This is a genomic window from Pseudomonas sp. GV071, assembly GCF_003050835.1.
In the GTDB taxonomy this organism is placed as follows: Bacteria; Pseudomonadota; Gammaproteobacteria; order Pseudomonadales; family Pseudomonadaceae; genus Aquipseudomonas.
This window is the reverse complement of sequence record NZ_QAOJ01000012.1, coordinates 62,394-82,302: the sequence shown is the minus strand read 5'-3', so window position 1 is coordinate 82,302 and position 19,909 is coordinate 62,394. Positions and strand designations below refer to the sequence as shown.

21 protein-coding genes, 2 other RNA genes and 1 pseudogene are annotated in these 19,909 nt (G+C 57.6%); 16 read left to right on the top strand and 8 right to left on the bottom strand.

Going from position 1 to position 19,909, the window contains the following annotated elements; translation table 11 throughout:
- Positions 1-107: 107 nt before the first annotated feature.
- The 4 genes and pseudogenes from C8K61_RS21125 to C8K61_RS27040 all read right to left on the bottom strand — a co-directional run.
- On the bottom strand, positions 108-1,337 hold the full coding sequence (locus C8K61_RS21125; RefSeq protein ID WP_108098268.1) for an integrase arm-type DNA-binding domain-containing protein: 1,230 nt from the start codon (positions 1,335-1,337) through the stop codon (positions 108-110).
- A gap of 359 nt (positions 1,338-1,696) precedes the next feature.
- The gene (locus tag C8K61_RS21120; RefSeq protein ID WP_108098267.1) at positions 1,697-3,268 is read right to left on the bottom strand and encodes an ATP-binding cassette domain-containing protein; all 1,572 of its coding nucleotides are present in this window, start codon (positions 3,266-3,268) and stop codon (positions 1,697-1,699) included.
- Positions 3,269-3,309: 41 nt separating this feature from the next.
- Complete coding sequence (locus tag C8K61_RS27045) at positions 3,310-3,576, bottom strand: hypothetical protein (protein WP_256589516.1); 267 nt, start codon at positions 3,574-3,576, stop codon at positions 3,310-3,312.
- A gap of 39 nt (positions 3,577-3,615) precedes the next feature.
- Positions 3,616-3,735 (bottom strand): annotated as a pseudogene (locus tag C8K61_RS27040) (Arc family DNA-binding protein); the annotation flags it as partial.
- Positions 3,736-3,838: 103 nt separating this feature from the next.
- Between C8K61_RS27040 and C8K61_RS21110 the strand changes: the two are divergent.
- The 4 genes from C8K61_RS21110 to C8K61_RS21090 all read left to right on the top strand — a co-directional run bounded on the left by C8K61_RS21110 (position 3,839) and on the right by C8K61_RS21090 (position 7,299).
- Positions 3,839-4,057 (top strand): hypothetical protein, encoded by a 219-nt coding sequence (locus C8K61_RS21110; protein WP_108098382.1) that lies wholly within the window; start codon positions 3,839-3,841, stop codon positions 4,055-4,057.
- Positions 4,054-4,266, top strand: coding sequence for a hypothetical protein (locus C8K61_RS21105; RefSeq protein WP_108098265.1), 213 nt, complete (start codon positions 4,054-4,056; stop codon positions 4,264-4,266). The genes C8K61_RS21110 and C8K61_RS21105 overlap by 4 nt, the downstream gene beginning before the upstream one ends.
- A 769-nt stretch (positions 4,267-5,035) precedes the next feature.
- Positions 5,036-6,313 carry a hypothetical protein gene (locus tag C8K61_RS21095; RefSeq protein ID WP_108098263.1) on the top strand — a complete coding sequence of 426 codons (1,278 nt, stop codon included), beginning with the start codon at positions 5,036-5,038 and terminating at the stop codon, positions 6,311-6,313.
- A complete protein-coding gene (locus tag C8K61_RS21090; protein ID WP_108098381.1) occupies positions 6,313-7,299 on the top strand; it encodes a tyrosine-type recombinase/integrase in 987 nt (328 codons plus the stop codon). Before C8K61_RS21095 ends, C8K61_RS21090 begins: the two co-directional genes overlap by 1 nt.
- Here C8K61_RS21090 and C8K61_RS21085 read toward each other — a convergent pair.
- The 3 genes from C8K61_RS21085 to ssrA all read right to left on the bottom strand — a co-directional run bounded on the left by C8K61_RS21085 (position 7,291) and on the right by ssrA (position 9,077).
- Entirely contained in the window at positions 7,291-7,803 is a 513-nt protein-coding gene (locus tag C8K61_RS21085; protein WP_108098262.1) for a DUF4145 domain-containing protein, read from the bottom strand. The two genes, C8K61_RS21090 and C8K61_RS21085, sit on opposite strands and share 9 nt — an antisense overlap.
- Positions 7,803-8,531: a DUF5343 domain-containing protein gene (locus tag C8K61_RS26665; RefSeq protein WP_146174319.1), complete on the bottom strand. Its 729-nt coding sequence runs from the start codon at positions 8,529-8,531 to the stop codon at positions 7,803-7,805. Before C8K61_RS26665 ends, C8K61_RS21085 begins: the two co-directional genes overlap by 1 nt.
- A gap of 158 nt (positions 8,532-8,689) precedes the next feature.
- Positions 8,690-9,077, bottom strand: a transfer-messenger RNA (tmRNA) gene (gene ssrA / locus C8K61_RS21080).
- A 155-nt stretch (positions 9,078-9,232) separates the two neighbouring features.
- Here ssrA and C8K61_RS21075 point away from each other — a divergent pair.
- The gene (locus tag C8K61_RS21075) at positions 9,233-12,160 is read left to right on the top strand and encodes a response regulator (RefSeq protein WP_108098261.1); all 2,928 of its coding nucleotides are present in this window, start codon (positions 9,233-9,235) and stop codon (positions 12,158-12,160) included.
- 174 nt (positions 12,161-12,334) lie between these two features.
- On the opposite strand, the gene C8K61_RS21070 is transcribed toward C8K61_RS21075, so the two are convergent.
- Positions 12,335-12,997, bottom strand: coding sequence for an XRE family transcriptional regulator (locus C8K61_RS21070; RefSeq protein ID WP_108098260.1), 663 nt, complete (start codon positions 12,995-12,997; stop codon positions 12,335-12,337).
- Positions 12,998-13,239: 242 nt separating this feature from the next.
- Between C8K61_RS21070 and C8K61_RS21065 the strand changes: the two genes are divergently transcribed.
- The 11 genes from C8K61_RS21065 (at position 13,240) to C8K61_RS21015 (ending at position 19,752) form a co-directional block, all read left to right on the top strand.
- Complete coding sequence (locus tag C8K61_RS21065) at positions 13,240-13,581, top strand: helix-turn-helix domain-containing protein (protein ID WP_108098259.1); 342 nt, start codon at positions 13,240-13,242, stop codon at positions 13,579-13,581.
- A 105-nt stretch (positions 13,582-13,686) separates the two neighbouring features.
- Positions 13,687-15,711, top strand: coding sequence for a Mu transposase C-terminal domain-containing protein (locus tag C8K61_RS21060; RefSeq protein WP_108098380.1), 2,025 nt, complete (start codon positions 13,687-13,689; stop codon positions 15,709-15,711).
- Positions 15,712-15,728: 17 nt separating this feature from the next.
- Complete coding sequence (locus C8K61_RS21055; RefSeq protein ID WP_108098258.1) at positions 15,729-16,454, top strand: AAA family ATPase; 726 nt, start codon at positions 15,729-15,731, stop codon at positions 16,452-16,454.
- Positions 16,451-17,227 carry a hypothetical protein gene (locus C8K61_RS21050; protein WP_178086486.1) on the top strand — a complete coding sequence of 259 codons (777 nt, stop codon included), beginning with the start codon at positions 16,451-16,453 and terminating at the stop codon, positions 17,225-17,227. Before C8K61_RS21055 ends, C8K61_RS21050 begins: the two co-directional genes overlap by 4 nt.
- The gene (locus C8K61_RS21045) at positions 17,224-17,598 is read left to right on the top strand and encodes a hypothetical protein (RefSeq protein WP_108098257.1); all 375 of its coding nucleotides are present in this window, start codon (positions 17,224-17,226) and stop codon (positions 17,596-17,598) included. Before C8K61_RS21050 ends, C8K61_RS21045 begins: the two co-directional genes overlap by 4 nt.
- 36 nt (positions 17,599-17,634) lie before the next feature.
- Entirely contained in the window at positions 17,635-18,252 is a 618-nt protein-coding gene (locus tag C8K61_RS21040; protein WP_108098256.1) for a DUF3164 family protein, read from the top strand.
- A gap of 1 nt (position 18,253) precedes the next feature.
- On the top strand, positions 18,254-18,520 hold the full coding sequence (locus C8K61_RS21035; protein ID WP_108098255.1) for a host nuclease inhibitor protein: 267 nt from the start codon (positions 18,254-18,256) through the stop codon (positions 18,518-18,520).
- A gap of 2 nt (positions 18,521-18,522) precedes the next feature.
- Complete coding sequence (locus C8K61_RS21030) at positions 18,523-18,921, top strand: hypothetical protein (RefSeq protein ID WP_108098254.1); 399 nt, start codon at positions 18,523-18,525, stop codon at positions 18,919-18,921.
- An 8-nt stretch (positions 18,922-18,929) separates the two neighbouring features.
- Positions 18,930-19,142 carry a hypothetical protein gene (locus tag C8K61_RS21025; RefSeq protein ID WP_108098253.1) on the top strand — a complete coding sequence of 71 codons (213 nt, stop codon included), beginning with the start codon at positions 18,930-18,932 and terminating at the stop codon, positions 19,140-19,142.
- Positions 19,141-19,213: hammerhead ribozyme type II (locus tag C8K61_RS21020), an RNA gene on the top strand. The genes C8K61_RS21025 and C8K61_RS21020 overlap by 2 nt, the downstream gene beginning before the upstream one ends.
- Positions 19,214-19,314: 101 nt before the next feature.
- A complete protein-coding gene (locus C8K61_RS21015) occupies positions 19,315-19,752 on the top strand; it encodes a Mor transcription activator family protein (protein ID WP_108098252.1) in 438 nt (145 codons plus the stop codon).
- Positions 19,753-19,909: the final 157 nt, after the last annotated feature.

Sequence of the window (19,909 nt, the reverse complement as noted above, 5' to 3'; positions counted from 1 at the left end):
TTGTGTGCCTGTTCGGCGGTCCCACGGTGTCCTACGACCCCCCGTGGGGTACCAATTTTTACCAGTACTAGGCCTGTGATTGCAACTGGCAGATATAAATTATTCTTTCAGGCTAGGTTCTCCCTGGTCGCGTTTGCTTTGATGGTGTCGAGGTAGTTCGCCCAGACTTGCATCATTTCTCGGCGCTCTTTCAAAAAGGTGGTCCTGTCATACGCCCGCCCGAGCGGATTTCTCACGGAGTGTGCCAGTTGGTGCTCAAGCAAATCATGTCGAAGTTCGAGGACCTCGGCCCCAATGGTGCGGGCCGATGCGCGGAATCCGTGGCCGGTCATCTCGTCTCCGCTGATGCCCATCCGACGTAAAGCAGCGAGGAGAGCATTGTTCGACATTGGGCGGCTCCCTCCCCGTGCCGAAGGGAAAACATATTGGTGCCTATCCGTTAACGGCTTCAGCTCTCTTAGCACTGCTATCGCTTGCTCACTAAGCGGGACGAGATGGTCTGCTCTGTCATGCTTGTTGACGGTAAGTCCTTTCATTTTTGCGCCAGGTATCAGCCATTCGCCGGCTTCGAGATCGAGTTCACTCCATTCCATATGCCGTAAATCGCCAGGTCTACAGAACAGAAGTGGAGCCAACTTGAGCGCACAACAAACGGGAAAGGTTCCGCTGTAGTTATCCATCACATTCAGAAGCGCGCCGAGCTTTTTAGGATCAGTCACCGCAGCGAAATGTTTTACGCGTTTGGCCGGGAGCGTCCTGGACAGATTTCCAATCTGGTGTGAGGGAGTGATCCCTGCAGCTTCAGCAAACTCGAAGATTTGTTTATAAATCTGCGCTACACGACGCGCCGTTTCGGCTGCGCCACGCTTGACGATTCGCTGAAGATTCTCGACCAATAAGGGGGTTGAAATACTGCTGATGGGAAGCTTCCCCAGCCAAGGATAAGCATTGAGCTCAAGCCTTTGTTTCACGGTGCGGGTGTACTCGGGATCCCAAGATGATTCGCGAACGGCGAGCCAGTGCAAAGCGACCGACTCAAACGTGTGTTGGTGATCAAACTGGCTGACTGCTTTAGCCATTCGCTTCTGGAGAGAAGGGTCATGCCCCGCTGCTAATTGCGCTCGAGCTTCGTCGCGCTTCCTCCGTGCGTCCAGCAATCCGACTTCGGGATAGACGCCAAAGGCCATGCGTTTTTCTTTTCCTAGAAAACGATATTTCAGCCTCCAGTACCGCCCCCCGTTGGGTTGCACTTCCATGTACAGACCTTGCTCGTCGTACAGGCGATAGGTCTTGTCCTGCGGCTTAGCATTTCGGCAGTTGATATCTTTCAGGGGCATGGGGGCACATCCTCTCAAGGGCGACTTGATGGGCGTTTTATGCCCCCGTTAGTGCCCCCGTCAACCATGGGATGTTCTGGGATTACCTGGGAAAACGCGGGCAACAAAAAAGCCGTAAAGCTTTGATTTCTCTTGGCTTTACGGCTTTTCTGGGTCTTCCTGGGAAGCTTGTTTGGTGGAGCCGGGGGGATTTGAACCCGGTAGTAGGCTTATCCATTGGCGGACAATGCTGGACAATGCCGGGTAGTCTTTGCGGCCAGTGTTCCCCATTCTTATAAATTCTGGCCTACATTGGTCAGTATTTTCGACACTTTTTCGACATTTAATAGCAAGTAATACCTGCAGTAGAACGCCAAAAGTTACGTAAATGGGTCGGGTACCAAAGCTCTCACTGCATTAAAAAGCGAGGGGTCTTTATCCAGTAGCTTTACAAGAGCTCGCTCGTATTGCGCACTTCCGCCATAGCCGAGCTTTGTTGCAATGGCGTTCGGGGCACCTGTAGACTTTATTTTAAAAAGTTTTGTTATTTCGGCCCAGTCCATGGATTTTTTTAGCGAGTTAAAGTTTGCTTGGCACGCTGCTATTAGACTTGGGCCGTCGATGTGTTGTACGGTTTGCACTCCCGCTTCAAATGACGTGTCGTCCAGCATGGCTCTCATGTGGCTTTCTCTGTAGCTGCGATAAGCAGTCATTTTGGATAAGTGTTGTGCGTCGCCGATGACGTCGATAGCTTTAATAATTACCTCTTGCAAACTTACCTTTTCGGCAGAGTGCTTTAGCATTTCTGAAATCACACTTGGGTGATAATAAACTGACTCTATCGCGTATACTTCCAGAGGGTGGACGCCGCCCTTTATTAATTCGGCGGTGTCGCTTCGGTTGTCCCCATCTACAAGTCCGCGCGCACTCATGAAATGGATGCTTTTTAGTGACTCTAAGGCCGACACGTTTTCGCATACATCTCTGCAGTTACCTGCGGGGATTACAGTCACACCCTTGAAAATTTGTTGGTACAGGGGGGCGTCTTTGCTTTCTGAGTTTCCTTCAATGAAAATAACCTTCTGGCGCGCTCCATATATTGCGTTAATTAAGGTTGTCGGTAATTGGTTTTCTGATTTTAAAATTTCTGCTTCCCATTGAAGCGGCTCTACGTACCTATATAAAATAAGGACGTCAGCTTCCGCGTCGTCTCTAGGTAGAGACAAATCATGTGTGGCAATCACCCAGCGTAGGTCAGGTCTTATGGATTTTAAGTATTGCAATAAGGGGGAGGAGATGGATCGATGAAGGTGTCTTTCTGGTTCGTCTATTATAATTAAAGAGTTTTCTTTAGAAAGGATGACTTCACAGGCAAGGATCAACGCGGAGCGCTCGCCGTCCGACATTTTTTGCACGCCATAGCTGAAGCCGTTTTTTGTTACGATGAGTGAGGATTTCTCGTCCCAGTCTATAGTTAATGGAATAGACGACTTTCGAATGGCTTCGTTAATTAATCCAATGGGTTCATTGGCGTTAATTTGAGGCAGTTTGTCGTTTTCTCCTTTCAAATGAGCTTGGCGATAATTTTTATTTATATCGTCGCATCTTGATTTGAGGTAGAAAAGTAGTGTTGAAAGTCGATCACCACTGTTGTGGTGACCCTTGTCGGATCTGAAAGTAGGCTGAGAGCTGTGGTTCTGGCTGTACCCTTCATATTGCTCTGCTTGTGCTGCAGATATCGAAACTGCAGAGGAGCCAAACACGACCTCTCGGTTTCCACTAATTAGGTTTTTTAGCGGCGTTTTTTTCGCTAAATGGAATAGGAATGTAGATTTTCCTGCGCCATTTTGCCCCAGAATGTATAAGCATTTTCCAGGCTCAATGAAAAGCTCTATGCTGCCGTCTTTTAGCGGGATTTCTCCAATTTTATTTGGATTGCTACTGTCTGTCATAATCTACTTCCATGTATGCGCTTTTGTGTGTGCTTTGTTGGTTAGAACTCTATTAGAATTGTAGTTATATCGTCCCATCTAACTTTATATCCCGCGTGCTCAAGCGTGCTAATTACGCCGCTTTGTAATTCCTCAAGGTCGCTGTCTGGAATTCCACTATCAAGATGTAAATCGTTTAAGTCCACATACGCTTCGCTGTGTCCCACTTTCACCGCTTTCGCGATAGCTTCGATTGTTCGCTTACGGATCTCATCCGGTAGCCCACTTCGAGCCAATAAAGCTAACTCCCTAGCTCGTTCTGCGGACATAAGCGTCTCCGAGGACATTGAGCCTCCAAGAAAGCTAGTTTCAAGCCTAGCAACAAGCTCTGCGTTCAATGATCGACCAGATGTTTTCGCAGCCTGGTCTGCCATCGCTCTTAGCTCGGTCGGCATTCGTAGTTTGAATTGCGGGTCTTCTCTGCTCATTTTGTGATGATGGACCACCGTGGTCTTGACATCAATAGAACCACCGTGGTCCTATTTGTCTAGTGGACCACGGTGGTCCTTTTTGTGGTCGAGGGGGCTCATGATGGAAGGAACAAACTTAACGCTGAAAGACTTGCTCAATCCGCCGCCAGTGATGCCCTGGCGTGAGTTCGCGAATTGGATCCGGATGAGTGAGGACCATGACACCGTTTGGGGTTGGATTCGTAATGGATATGTCCCATCGCACAAGCTTGGTAAGCACGTGATGGTCAACGTGGCATTGATGACTCAGCAGCTTCTAGAAAAGGAGTTCACGCTATGAAAAAGGAAGACAGCCTGGATCTGTGCAGCATCCCGACCTTTGCCGAAATGAGCGGTATCTCGGTGGAGCAGGCAATCGAGTGGGTCGATACCGGCACCATCCCAAGCATGCGTTTTATCGACTACCGCATGATCAATTTGGCCCGCTTCCGCGAAGACTTGCTGAGCGGCAAGAAGGAGTTCAAAGCGGGGGACTACAGCCATGCATAGTCCCAACACCGTAGTTCAAGCTGCTAACGCCACTTCCTACATTGGCCAAACCGTTCTGCTGGAACTGGTCTGCCCTGAGGAGCCTGAGTCTCATTGGTGCTGCGCCCACATTGTCGGTGTAGTGCTGCCTATGGATGGGGTCTGGAGCGACGGTTACTTCCTGGCCATCGACGCCGCTTCGAAACGACCTTATCCAGACGAAACCTTCTTCTGCGACATTCGCACCATACGGGTGATGCGGTACCGCGACCGGCATGGTTCCGGCAACGTACTGGGCCAAATCGCCCACCCTAATCTCGGCGGGTCAGGGGCCGCGCTCCCGGCTCGTCGGAACGGCTCTGCTGTTCCGGCGAACGGAAGCACGGGCGCAGCGCACCCTTGACCCTGCGCAGCCATGAACAGCCTATCGCGAGGAGTGTGGGGTAGCTTCATCACCCCACGCTCCCGAGCCCTCGGCGGCAAGAGCGGGTTAACAAGGGCAGAGCCCTTGGTTCTGCTCTCCAACCTGTCGCCATCACGGCCGCTTGTTCTAGCGGTTGTCCTCCTGCTTCTTTACCTCGCCTTAACTGCCTCCAGGGTGGCTAGCCAACTGCCGCCTGAGGAATTTCAACCCAGCGTAATCACCAACGACGCGGCTGACTGCGCGCGCAGCGGAGCGGCTAGGTACAGAGCGACAGCCAGCGCGCAGCCGGACGCGCGACGTCCCTGTAACACGTCAATGAAATCAGATTTGAACCGGCCAGTAGTGGCCATTGATGGAGAATCCCAAATGAAAGCCAAAGACCATGTTCGCCTTAACAACGATGGTTTCGAGTGCCCAACGGGCCGCATCTTTGTGGACCCGGGCAATGCTCGCATTACTGACCTGTCGAGAGTCCGCTTGCTGCGCTGTGCGGTCGATACGGTCCGCCAGCTTTACCGCGGGCTTATCCTGCCCCAGATAATGAGCCTGTTCGACAAGCCAGGGACCATTGTCGATTTCGCAGGTGAGCGGTGGCATGCCGGGCGCGTGAGCAAAGATTCGGGCTACCAGTACAAGCTCCAGAACGCCGACCTGGGTTTCGTTCTGCTGGTGAAAAACTTCAACACCAAGGTGGACGTGATTGGCCCGCACCTCAAAATCGAAGTGTCCCCCCATGCCATCGACAGCCTGAGCCCTGAACGCCTTCAGCAACGTCTCGACTACTACGCTTCGCATGTTCTGAGTAACGTCGAGCGTAACCAGTGCGCAGTTCACCTCGCCCTGGATGTACAGGGCTGGCAGCCACCGGCTGACCTTGTTGCTCGCATGCATTGCCGAGCGCGCACCCAGCGCGACATTTCCGGCATCAACCAGATCGAGTGGGACACCAAGTCGAGCGTCTACGGGCGTGGCGAAACCTTTATGTTCGGCTCTGCTGGTGCCATTCAGCTGAGCATCTACAACAAGACGGAGCAGGCCAAGGCCACCGATAAATTGGACTACTGGGAAGGCGTTTGGAAACGCCGTAACAGCTTCGACGACAACGATCCGGAGAACTACAACGCAGCTCAGGATGTATGGCGTGTAGAGCTTCGTTATCACCATTCTGTGGTCCAGCAATTTGCTGCTGGCTCCGTCGACCTTGCCACCGGCAAGGCCATTGAGACGAACTCCTATGAAGCGTTTGCAGGGCACTTGGATGGCCTGTGGCGGTACGGCTTGGGGCAGTTCCGCTTCCTCTCTCGCCCTGGCTATTTCGACCCCGTGTGGACGCTAATGCGCAACGATGCTCGGGTTGATCTTCCGGTGGATTCCCTGGTGGAAGCCACTGAGTACAAACGCCACTACAAAACCGCTCGCGGCTTCTCGGGCAAGAACGTCGAGCTGTTCCTGGGCAACTTCGTCAGCTTGCTGGCAAGGGAACGGGTGAGCGCAAAAAAGGCGTTCTCCACCCTAAAACAATGGGACTGTTGGCCCGTCATTCGCGATCACTACGCGGCTAAGGATATGAGCGAGTTAGACCTCTTCCAGCACATCAAAGACCGGCTGGAGGAACGACATGTGCGATGGGGGCGTGCCGTCTGATGGCCATAGAACCGTTACCGGATGGGCGCTGGAAGGTTGATGTAGAACCCATCAAGGGCAAACGCTTCCGTAAGACCTTCAAGACCAAGGGGGAGGCTCAGCGATTCGAGGCCACCTGCAGGGCCAAGGTTGTTGATAACCCTGACTGGTCGCCTAAGCCGAAAGATCGTCGGTTGCTAACCGAGCTGGTGAGCGCCTGGTTTGATCTGCACGGGCATTCGCTACGTGATGGTGAGCGTCGTCGGTCCAAGTTGGATCTGGTCGCTAAGCGTCTGCGAAACCCTCAGGCTGCAAAGCTTGATCCTCAGACTTACGCCCATGATCGGAGGGTGAGGTTAGGGGAGGGTACGTCACCGAAAACGCTCAACAACGAGCTTGGGTATCTGCGTGCGGTGTACAACGAATTGCGAGGCCTGGGCGTCATCGACTACGCCAATCCGCTTGCGTTGGTGAAGCCGTTGAAGATCCAGGAACGTGAGTTGTCCTGGCTGACCAATGAGCAAATTGGTGAGCTACTGGATGAGATCCGCAAGGGCTGCGACAACCCGCATGTTGAGATCATTTCGCTGATCTGCTTGGCTACCGGCGCCCGTTGGTCAGAGGCCGAGAAATTGAAGCCGACGGGGCTGCGAAATGCAGTGATTACGTTCAGCGGGACCAAGAGCGGAAAGGTTCGGTCGGTGCCTATCTCGACGGAGTTGGAAGCCAAGATCATTAAGCATTGGAAGCAGCATGGTCAGGCAAATTCGGCCATCACCTCATTCCGCCGCGCCTTGGCCAGGACGACCATTCAGCTACCGAAAGGTCAGGCCGCGCACTCGCTCCGGCATACCTTTGCGAGCCACTTTATTCAGAACGGCGGGAACATCTTGACCTTGCAAAAAATCCTAGGGCATTCCAGCTTAGTCATGACGATGCGGTACGCTCACTTAGCTCCTGAGCACTTGATGGACGCAGTTCGATTTGGTCCTGCTAGGCTACTTTAACTGTGCAAGATATGTTAGTTCTTGGACTACTACTCTTATATCTGCTTGGATTTTATCAATATCATGCCGTACGGCATTAAATCTTCTACTGTGAGCTGATTTGTCTCCTATGTCCTTTAGTTTTGGAAGGGCTTGTTTGGCATTTCTGGATAGATTCCATGACTGTTCGGAAAGAGTTATATTTATTAAGTCTGAAAGATATAAGAAGTCCCCCGATGGTCCTTGGATTTTATGCGCCAGATTGTAGGTTTCAAAAGTTTCAATAATAAGTGTTTCTATAAGCCGTCTGATCATGACTGCGCATGCATCGTACCAGCCATTCGCATAGCACCCATTTGCTTGGTGCATTATTTTTTCCAGATATCCTCGCGTTCCTCTAATTAGCGCGTGGGGAATAATGGATTGATCGTTTGAAATTAAGCCCTCCTCCGGAGGGAGAAGGCTTTTTATACAGTCATTTTCAAATGACTCAATGAAGGTTTTAATTTTGTTTGGCGTGAACATTAGTTAAAGTCTTTCAAATGCTTTGCCATGCTTTCAAAAATCTTTTCAATTTGTTCCGCCGATGACTCAGGGGAAATATGCAGTTGAATATTTATGTGAAGCTCTGGAGCCTTTCTGCTCGGGGGGTGTGCGCGTCCAGCGTGAGCCGCGTGAGGTGCTTCGTCAGTGGCTTGAGCTAGATCTTGTTTTGATAAAGCGGCTGCTGGTTGTGTGTTTTTTGACTCAGAGGATTTAGCTGATTTTTTTGCTGGCTGTTTAGTATTCGAGGTGCTTTTTACCTGTGGTTTTCTTTCTGCATTGTTGTTTGCATCTGCCTCTAGCAGTAGTACATAAAAGCGTGCATACATTTTTGCTGCGGGTTCGCCACACCTTGCATGGCTCATAAACCACTTTTTTAATTTCTCTACGTCGCAATCTTTATTGTCGAATATGTCTCTTACCTCTTCTGGGTAGGAGGCTTCTAATATTTTTCTACACACTTCGGGGTATTTGTCATCGTCGCGCCAATCGTTGGCCAGATCGGTAGGGCGACCTTCTTCGTCAAGTATTCCGATTTTTCTAAATGGGGAAATTATATTTGATCTAGCAGATCCAACGCTCATTTCGCCCAAGACGGAACTCAGATATGAAGGACCAACGGTGGTTGGGATTTTTTTCTTGAATTGCTCTCTTAGAGCCCACCAGTTTCCGCTGGCGATTTTTGGAAAAGATACTTCTGCACCTGCCATCTGAATTCCCTTTGCCCATGACGTTATTAGAGTGCGAAACCCTGTCGTTTCTGGACGATTTATAGATGACCCGCAGGGGGATTGATAGAGGTAATCGACACTTTTTCGACGCCCAATAAAAAACCCCTGAATTTCACTAGGAAAATCAGGGGCTTGTTTGGTGGAGCCGGGGGGATTTGAACCCCCGTCCGCCAGTCCGCTGCTGTCGGTTCTACATGCTTAGCCGTGTCTATTGAGTTAACCCTCAGCCGCCCGACGGGCAGGGTGCTTTGGGCGAGTTGTGTAAGTTTTAGCCGGTTCGTCCACAACGTACTACGCGGCGATTCTGTTCTATATGACAATCACTTCGGGTTTACAGACATCCCCTCGTGATTGCTGGAGCCGAAGCTACCAGAAGTGCGACTAGGCTGCTTACGCAGCTAGTTGGGCACCGTAATTGTCATCATTGGCAATTATAGAGTTTTGCAACAGTGGATTTACGAGTTCTGTTACCAACTCGGCATGCCCCTCAAGTTTTGTAACCGGCGTCGAATCCTAATCGGCCCCAAAACCTACCGTGATACACGATTGGGACCGGCAGTGTACGGGAAAGGTTCCGGTGAGTCGACCTGCTTGCCGTACGTCATCCTCGCCAACAGGCTATATGATTAGGCTCAAAAGCTTTCTGTAGTAACGTGCAGATATTCTGGAAGAGCTGCCCTATGCCGCGTACGCCGCGTTACCCCTTGCGCCAATGGATTTGGCGCGCGTTTCTGCAAAGCGCCCTGATTCCCCTGGTGTTGGTGGAGTCGGTGCTCATTGCTGTGTACCTGCTGACCAATACCGCCATCCGCGACACCCAGCTGGATTATCTGCAGCAACGGGCCGCTCAGGATCTCACTGGTACGGTACAGCGTGAGGGCGAGATCATCGGTCGGCGCCTGGAGGGGCTGGAGTCGCAGGCGAAGGTCTATCAGGCGGCAACTACCCGCGCCCTCAGCGACATGACGTACCACGCCGACGCGCTGGAGCGTTCGCGTTATTCGATTACCCCCGATGGCGTGCATTACACCCACCGCGACGATGGCCGCGCGGCGTCGTTCTATTCCAATGTCACGCCTGTGGATAAACAGGACCACGCCAAGGCCCTGCGCCTGTCGCGGGTCGACGTGTTGATGCGCTGGATCCGCGATGCCAACCCGCTGGTGTCGGCGTTGTATTTCAATGGCTGGGACAGCTACAACCGCATCTATCCGTTCTTCATGACCCCCGATCGTTATGCCCACGACATGGTCATCCCCGATTACAACTTCTATTACCTGGCCGATGCCAAGCACAACCCTGAGCGCAAGGTGGTGTGGACCGATGTCTACCTCGACCCGGCCGGCCAGGGCTGGATGATGTCGGCGGTGGCGCCGGTGTACCGCGACAATTTCCTCGAGGGGGTGGTGGGGCTGGATGTCACGGTCGGGCAGATGGTCAGCGAAATCGGCAACCTGCAGGTGCCTTGGCATGGCTATGCGGTGCTGGTCAGCCGTGATCAGCGGGTGATCGCCTTGCCGGCTGCGGGTGAGCAGGACTTCGGCCTCAACGAACTCACTGAGTACAGCTACGCCGAAGCCGTGCGCCGTGAAGTGCTCAAGCCCAATGACTTCGACCTCAAGGACCGCCGCGACCTGCAGCCGCTGTTGCAGGCGATGACCGCTAGCCGCAGCGATGTGAAGGAAGTGCTGCTCGGTGGCCGCAAACAGCTGGTGGCCTGGAGCGAAATTCCACAGACCGGTTGGCGGCTGCTGGTGGTGGTGGATGAGGCGAATATCTTCCAGGCCACCAAAAATCTGGCTGAGCGTTACCAGCAGATTGGTTACTTGTTGATCGCCGGCCTGCTGTTTTTCTACCTGCTGTTCTTCGCCTGGATGTGGCGGCGTTCGCGCTTGCTAACGGCCAAGCTGGCCAAGCCGATGGCCGATGTTGTCGACATGATGGGCGAGTTGGGCAAGGGCAATTTCAAGCCGCAGCCGGTGGACATCGAGATCGACGAACTGGCCTATATGGCCGACGCCGCGCAGCAGACTGGCCAGCAACTGCTGGCCAGTGAAGACGAGCGGCACAAGGCGCAAAGCCAGTTGGAGCTGGTGCTGGAGAGCACCACCGAAAGCCTCTGGGAAGTCGAGGCGCGGAGCATGACCATCACCGTGCGCGGTCGTGGGGTGAAGCGTTATGGCCTGAATATCCAGTGCCTGACCTTCGCCGAGTTCAACCAGCGCGTGCACCCCGACGACCTCGATCGCCTGCGCCAGCTGCGCTTCGGTTTCGCCGACAGCAGCGAGGACACCTTCGAGGCGCAGTACCGGTTTGCCGATGCCGACGGCCATTACGTCTGGCTGCTCAGCCGCGGCAAGGTGCTGGAGCGCGATGCCAAGGGCCGGGCCATGCGCGTTGCCGGTACCCATGTGGATATTTCCAGCCTCAAGCAGGTACAGGAAGACTTGCGCCGCACTAGCTTGGAAGCCCAGGAGGCCAGCCAGGCCAAGAGCCGTTTCCTGTCGAGCATGAGCCACGAATTGCGCACGCCGTTGAACGCGATTTATGGCTTTGCCCAGTTGATCGAGCTGGATGCCCAGGAGCAGCCAGGCAGCGAACAGCAGGCCGACTATGCGCGGGAAATCGTCAACGCCAGCCGCCACCTGACGGCGTTGGTGGAGGATATCCTCGACCTGTCCAGTATCGAAAGCCGTCGCCAGCAGTTGCAGTTCTCCTCGGTGGATGTCGCCGAGCTGCTGCGCAGTTGTGCCGAGCTGGTGCAGCCGGAAGCGTCGCAACGCGGGCAACAATTGCAAGTGCTGGCGGCCGAGCAGCCGGGCATGTATGTCTGGGCGGACGTGCGCCGCGTGCGCCAGGTGCTGCTCAACTTGCTGTCCAACGCGATCAAATACAACAGCCCGCAAGGCATGGTCAGCCTGGGTTATGAGGTGCGCCCGACCGGCATTCGGTTGTGGGTGCAAGACACTGGGCCGGGCCTCAACGACGAACAACAAGCGCTGCTGTTTCAGCCGTTTCAACGACTGGGCTGGGAAAACTCGACCATCCCCGGGGCCGGTATCGGCCTGGTACTGAGTCGCGAGCTGGCCGAGTTGATGGACGGTGAACTGGGCTTGTTGAGCACGCCCGGCATCGGCAGCCGCTTCTGGATCGACCTGCCTAGCGCTGCTGCTCCGGATAGCAGCGCCGCGGCACTGGCGCCAGCCGCTGAAGAAAGCAAAGAGCTGGCCGCAGTGCTGTGCGTGGAGGATCACCCAGCCTGCATGCGTGTGTTGCAGGAAGGGCTGCGGGAGATGGCCGATGTCCGTGGCGCAGCGTCCATTCAACGGGCCTATGCCTTGCTCGAAAGCTTCACCCCGGACCTGGTGCTACTGGACCTCGACCTGCCCGATGGCGATGGCCTGCATATTCTCGACATGCTGCGCCGTACGCCGCACCTGAGTGACGTGCCGGTGCTGGTGGTCAGCGCCGCTGCCGATGAGGATGTATTCGCCGATGCGGTGCGCCGTGGGGCACAGGCGTGCTTGGCCAAGCCAATCGATCTGCAGCAATTGCGGCGATTGGCGATGGAGCTGCTGGTGGATGTGGTGGTGATCGACCAGGAGTGATGTGGGGAGGTGGGAGGTTTGGCACTGATCCGCTTACTGGGCGCTACCGTACAGGCCACAACACACGCGGGATAGCGCTCAGTCGTTATGCCAAAACAGCGCGAAGGGCGCAGGTGGCGGACTTATCCACAGCCCGCCATTTGGCAGGCTGTTTGGCCCCGCGTTGCTGGCGGCCTAGATCATCCACGACGCATTCCACACCACGCGCCCGACGATCTGCAGATCGGCCAGGTGTTCCTTGGCGACGGTCATGGTGTGGTAGGCCGGGTTGGCGCTGATGATCGCGATGCCGCCGCCGATCTGACGTTGCAGACGTTTGGCGAACAAGTGCTGGTCCAGCAGGATCACGTAAAAAGCCTCGCTCTCCACGGTGTTCTTGCTGTGGTCGACCATCACCGTGTCGCCGTCGCTGAGCAGTGGCTCGTTGGAATCGCCATCCAGGCGCACGGCGGACAGGTTGGCTGGGTCCAGGCCCTTCTTGCGCAAGCTGTAGCGGGTAAACGCTAGGTGCGTGAGCACGGTGGCGCCGTCGGACCAATTGCCGTGCCCGGAGCTGATCTGCGCGTCGTACAGCGGAATATGCGCGTAGGTTTCGTCGTCCGGTTCGGCCGCCGGCGCGTTGCCTTGGCGGATATCACCTTCGCCTGAGGCCAGCCAGCCAATATCGACCCCCACCGCCTTGGCGATGTCGACACAGCGCGCCACTTTTGGCTCGCTCGCCCCGGTCATGTAGTACTCCAGGGTCCGCCGTGGAATAGCGGTAATCCGCGCCAATTCATCGCCGCTTCCGGCTATCTCCGCGCATTGCCTGATGCGTTCTGCCAAGCCTGCGCTCATTTCGTTTTGCCCTCGCAGGAAAGCGAAACGTCGCTCAGGGGCAAAGCGAAATTTCGCTTTGTCGCGAACCCCAAATGAATCAATGGGTTAGCCATTTTCAGCCTCTATAAATCCATAAATGGAAAGCGAAACGCCATTTTTCGCTTTACCTGATGGTTATAAATGGCTATGTTATGCCCTAGGTAACGTTAGAACTTCCAAAAAAACCACCCTGCCAGGGGTGGCTAGAAAGGACGCTAGGCATGAACAAAGCCGACATTCCGCTTGATCCCACCATCCGCTGGGAATGGATCAAGTACCAGCTGCGTGCCCAAGGCACGTCACTCGCCAAAATCGCCAGAGAGCTTGATGTCACTGGCCCGGCGGTCAAGAACGCGAAGCGCATTGCCTACCCACGCGTGGAGCGCGCCATTGCCAAGGCTCTGAGCCTGAAGCCGGTGCAACTGTGGCCGGAGCGTTGGAACAGCAACGACGACACTCCCAACCGTATTCGCGTACAGCGAGCAGAAAACAACGCAACTTATAGCCAAGAGAATAACCCAGGTTATATCTGCGAACACGCTAAAACGGCGGAGGGCGTCTAGACATGCGTCATACCCAGCCCGTCGCCCTCGTGGTTGCAATAAAGCCAGATATGGCTATGTCATGTAATGCCATCGTTGTTTCGCCGCGCCCGCGGGGTGAGCAGCATGCGTAATTGGTACACGGCCCAGGAACTGGCCGGCCTGCCAGGGCTGCCAGGTACCGAGCGGGCAATTCAATTGCGCGCCAAGCGCGAGCAGTGGCAAGGCCAACAGCGGCTCGGCAGCAAAGCCATGGAGTACGCCTTTGCGGTACTGCCATCCGCTACCCAGGCGGTGTTGCTACAGGCGGCAGTGAAAGCCGAGCCGGCAGAAGCGAACGCGGTGGTCGGTGCTGAGCGGAGCGCGGCATGCCTTACTGATGACCAGCGCTCGGTGATGACCGCACGCCTGGCCTTCATTCGTGACATCGAACGCATGAGCGCCACCGTCAGCCAGCAACGGGCGATTCTCAGCCTGGTGCAGTTGGCCAAGGACGGACAGTTGAGTGCTTACCTCAGCGAGCGAGTAGTCCGTGCGAATGATCGCAAGACGGCGGATCGCACCCTGTCGGAACGCACCCTGAAACGTTGGCTGTCGGCCTACCAGCACGGCGGCGAAGTCAGCCTGGCGCCACTGCGCCGGCAACAAGACATGGGCGTGCCCGACTGGGCGCCGGTGTTTCTGCGTTGCTACCAGCGGCCGAGCAAACCCAGTGTGGTGGCGGCTTACAGCGAGTTCGCGGTGAAGTGCCCCGGCGAGCGCCCAAGCATTCATGCGGTGCGCCGCTTTCTCGACAAGTTGAGCCCTGAGGTGCGCGAGACCGGTCGTCGCAGCCCACAAGAGTTGAAGGCCCTGCAGCCGTTCAAGCGGCGCAGCACCCAGAGCCTGCGCCCCTGCGATGTGTTCACTGCCGACGGGCACAAGTTCGACGCCGAGGTGCTCAACCCGCGCACCGGCAAGCCCTATCGGCCGGAAACCACCACGGTGCTCGATGTGCATACCCGCAAAGTGCTGGGCATCAGCATCGGCGAGGCGGAATCGACCATCGGCGTGATCGATGCACTGCGTGATGCGGTAACCCGTGGCGGCATGTTCGCAATTTTCTATGTGGATAACGGCTCCGGTTTTGCCAACGCCACGGTGCGCGAAGTGGTCGACCGCCTCGGCGGCACCATGAGCCATGCGCTGCCCTACAACAGCCAGGCGCGCGGCTTGATCGAGCGTGCGCACCAGAGCATTTGGGTTAATGCGGCGAAAAAGCTGACCAGCTACATCGGCGCCGACATGGACAAACACGCCGGCAGCAAGGTGCACCGCATCAGCCGCAAACAGCTGCGCGAAACCGGCAGCACACGGCTGATTCCCACCTTTGCCGCGTTCATGGCCGGGGTCGAGTTCGAGGTGCAGGCCTACAACAGCAAACCGCACCGCGGCCTGGGCAAAATCCGCGATCCGTTGACCGGCAGCCTGCGCCATATGAGCCCCGACGAAGCCTGGGAAAAGGCCTGCGCCGAGGGTTGGGCACCGCTACAGGCGCCCGCCGCCGTGGTGCAGGACCTGATGCGCCCGCAGGTGCAGCGCCAGACCGTGCGTGGCGAAGTGACCTGGGCCAATCAGCGCTATTTCCTTGCGGCCCTGCGCGACTTCCATGGCGAAGAAATCAACCTGTCCTACGACGTCCGCGATGCCTCGCGGGTCTGGGTTCGCACCCTGCAGGGTGAGTTCCTCGGCGAGGCGTTGCTGGACGGTAACGCCAGCGACTACATGCCGAAAAGCCTGCTCGAGCAAGCCTATGAAAAGCGCGAGCAGGGGCAGATGAAACGCGCCATCGACAAGCTGGAAACCCTCACCGGCAAACGGGTGCAGATGCTCGCCAGCCCCACCGCGCCCAGCGCCACCCTTGAGCCGCTGCAACTGCTCGACGCCCAGCGTTATGCCCAACGCCTGGACGCTCAAGCGGCGGCGAGTTTCCAGGTGCCCAACGACTCGATGGCGCGTTATCGCCTGTGGCAGCAGCTCGACAAACGCCAGGCCAGCGCCCAGGCGCTCAGCGACGCCGAAGCACGCTGGCACAGCCATTACCCGAGCACCCCGGATTTCGCCTCCGTTCAACGTATCTACGACTTCGCGGCCGCGCAGGCCAGCGCATGACCCTGGGAGTAAGCCCTATGAGTGTTTCGAAAATCATCCCATTGACCAACGTCGGCCTGTTGGCCACCGCCATCGAACGCGCCATGCAGCGCCCTGAGGGTTTGCCGGGCCTGGTGGTGGCCTATGGGCCGAGCGGCCTGGGCAAGAGTGTCGCCGCCGGCTGGGCGGCCAATATGCACCGCGCCTACTACGTCGAATGCCGCGACACCTGGAGCAAAAAAGCCTTCCTGTTGGCGATCCTGCGGGAGATGGCCATCAGCCCGGCGCGCACCTTGAGCGAGATGGTCGACCAGATCGCCGAGCAGCTCAGCCGCAGCAACCGGCCGATCCTGGTCGACGATGTGCAGTACCTGTTGGACAAGGCCGCCGCCAACGTCCTCACCGATATCTACAACGCCAGCCAGGGCACCATCGTGCTGATCGGCGAGGAGCGGGTGCCCCATAGCCTGGCCAAGCTGGAGCGCCTGCATAACCGCGTGCTCGAGTGGGTGCCGGTGCAGGCCGCCACCCTCGACGACCTGCGCAGCCTGGCCGACGCCAGCTACCCGAGCCTGCTGATTGCCGACGACCTGCTCGATGACCTGCGCAAGAAAGTACGCGGCTGCCTGCGCCGGGTGTCGGTCAACCTCTACCGGGTGTTCAGCGAAGCGCAGGCGATTGGCTGGGAGCGGGTTGACCTCAACCAGTGGGGCAACCGCGGCTGGTTCACCGGCGACGCACCGGCGCGGAGGGCGTGCGCATGAGTGCCTCCATACAACTTGCTATGACCGGTGGCAAAAGCCCTCACCAGCATGTCTGGGAAGCCGTGCGCCGCCTGCATGCCCGCTCGGGCGCACTGACCACCACAGCCATTACCCGCCAGAGCGGGCAGGGCGATAAAACCACCCAGGCCTACCTCGGGGCGTTGGCCAAGGCCGGCATCATCGCCAAGCAGCGGCGCCTTGCCAAGCGCGATGCGCAGTGGCTGTTGCTGCAGGATCAGGGCGCAGAAGCGCCGCAGGTCAACCACAAAGGGCAGCGCAGCTACAGCGGCCTGGCCCTGGAAAACATCTGGCGGGCGTTGCGCATTGTCGGTGAGCTGAGCGCCGCCGAAGCCGCCGAACAGGCCAGCATCAATGCCGTGCTGATCAGTGAAGCCGCCGCGCGGGTTTACCTGCAGGGCTTGTGCAGCGCCGGTTATCTCAGCCGTGTTGCCGGCACGGCGGGCTTGCCGACGCGCTATCGCCTGGTGCCCGACCGCAACACCGGTCCGCAGCCGCCGCAGTATCAGCGCAGCAGCTATGAGCAGCTGTTCGACCCCAACCTCAATCAGAAGGTGTGGAGCAAAGGCGAGGAGGGTGATGCCGCCGAACTGTGCGCCCTGCGCCTGGAGTGCGATGGCATGAACCGCACACTGGCCGAGGTCGAGTACTTCCTCGCCAACCGCGATACCAGCCAGGGGCAGACGCGCGCCGAAGTGCGGCGCTTGCTGGCGCGGGTGCGGGCTTCGATGCAGATGTGCGAGGTGCAGCCATGAATGCGCCGCGTACCGAAGCCTGGGGCGCGCAGCCGCCGCTGTTCGTGCAACTGCTGGGCGCCGAAGTGGCCCGCAGCACCATCACCGCTACCGGCAAACGCATCGGCATGAGCCGCAGTGCCATCAGCCTGGTGCTCGCCAACCGTTACCCCTCGCCGAGCACCGCCGGGGTCGAGCGGCGGGTGCTGGCGGTGCTCGGGCGCATCGAGTGCCTGGTGGTGGGCGAGGGCATAACGGCTGACGAGTGCCAACGCTACCGGGACAAACCGGCACCCACCCACAACCCCCAAGCCATGCAGAAGTGGAAAGCCTGCCTGCATTGCCATTTCAACCCCGATTGCCAGGAAGCCACGGCGAGTCGCCTGCACTGAGCCGCCGCAGCCCACCCATTGATCAAGGAGATAACTATGCACGCACAACAGATTCCCAGCGGTTTTCGTCAGGACGCCCACGGCCGTCTCGTTCCCGAAGCGCTGATCAAACCCATCGACAAAGAGCGTGATCGCCTGGTGACCTTGCTGGTCGATCGCGCCACCGAACTGAACAACGAACTGGCCGATTACAAGGCCGTGGCCTTTGGTGATATCGAAGCCTTTATCGAACTGAGCGCCGAGCAATACGGCGCCAAGGTTGGCGGCCGCAAGGGCAACGTCACCCTGCTGAGCTTTGACGGGCGCTTCAAGATTGTCCGCGCGGTGCAGGAAAACATCGCCTTCGACGAGCGCCTGCAAGCGGCGCGCGCGTTGATCGACGACTGCCTGCACGAATGGACCCAAGGCGCTCGCCCCGAGGTGCTGACCCTGGTCAACGACGCCTTTCGCACCGACACCAAAGGCGAGATCCGCACGGCCCGGGTGCTGGCCCTGCGCCGTCTGGATATCCAGGACCCGCGCTGGCTGCGCGCCATGCAAGCGATTGGTGACGCCTGCCAGGTGATCGGCTCGCGCTCGTATATCCGCGTGTACGAGCGCATGGGTGACAGCGACCAATACCAGCCCATCAGCCTTGATATCGCTGGGGTGTGAGATGGCCAGAAGCTATGCGATCTGCCGCATCAGCGGCGTTATCGAACTGGCGCACAGCGTGCCTGAGGGCTGCATCGCCCTTGCCGAAGGCGAGCGCGAAGCGTTGCGCCGCGTGATCAGCGCCACCGCGCAGATCAGCCCGGACGGCCTGACGGTTCCAGGCCTGACCCAAGCCGAAAACGAACAGCAACAGCGCGCGGCCATCGCTGCGTATATCCACACCCTGACCCCGCGCAACGGCGCACATTTCACTGCATTGGGAGCTTGAACATGCACACGAATCACTCTGTTAAACCCGCCGCGGTGTCGATGAACGCCGGGCTCAACCAGGCCGAGCATCAACGCATCGAGCAGGCCACCCGCGAGTTTCTCGCCCAGGGTGGCGAGATCGAGCAAGTCGGCTTTCAGATGCGCAGCGAAGCGCCGGTGTTTGTCATCAACCCCGAGCGCTCGCCGCTGTACCGCCAGCAGTTCTTCTCGGCGGCGTTGGTGGGCGCGCAAACCCTGGAGAAAACCCCGGCCGAACTGCGTTCCGAAGCCGCTGCCGTAATGGCTGCGGCGGCCTTGGGCAAGTCGCCCAAGTGGGTCGCGCAAAAGCTCAGCCTCAGCGAGAAGCGCGTGCGTCAGGTTGCCCGCGATTACCACATCACTTTTCGTACGCAGCGCTAGGAGGTTTCGTGGCGAAAATCACCATCACGTTAGAGGATCAGCGCCAGGGTGTTACATCCTCCCTGGACCTGCAGCAGGCCAGCCCGCGCGAAGCCGCCGGCCTGGTTCCCAGCCGGGCACTGAGCATGGGCCAGGCGCTGCTCGACATGGTCGCCATGCAGCAGGCCATCAATGCCGTGCCACGTTGCAGCCGCCTGCCGGTCTCAACCACGTTGCACTGAGCGAAACCATCCCGGCCTGGCCGGCGATGGTCTACCGGGCGTGGTGGCCCGGTACTGATGAGCAGCCAACACCGATCCCTGACGGCCGAGCAGCGCCCACATAGCCGCGGCGTGCGCAGTTCCGCCCGGGCACGAGCCACATGGGAGAATCACCGAATGGGAGAACCACCGCATGAGCGAGCCTTTATTCAGCAATGACAGCAACAAACTGGACCCCGCCAAGGTGCTGGCGCATATGACCGACCCGGCCGTGCTGACGCGCTGGGAAGGCACCCTGAAAGAGATGGTCGAAATCGCTGAAGCCAAGCTGCGCAGCGAGCTCGGCGATGTAGCTAACGTGCCGAGCCTGGCCCGTCATGTGGTGTTTGCCCTGTGCGACACCCTGGGCGGCAGCGTGGTTTATCTGCCGCGAGGGGATACCCTCAAACGTGCCATGCGCGACGCCGCGATCTTCCGCGACTGGCGCGACGGCGGCAAACAACCGGCCGACCTGGTACGCAAATACCGTCTGGCCAACCAGACCATCTACGACATCATCGCCCGGCAACGGGCACTGCACCGCAAGCGCGAGCCGGACCTGTTCGGCACCGGCAATAACAGCGTGCATTAAGCGCTCGTCTGCCCCTACAAATCCCCCTTTGAAAAGCCTCGCTAGCGCGCGGCTTTTTTCTTAAGTCCAGCTGACACTCCAGGCCAGTCGCGCTCGCGGCACCCTGGGGGCATGAATACTCCCGCCTTCGGCCGCACGGGCCACCGACTTCTCGCCA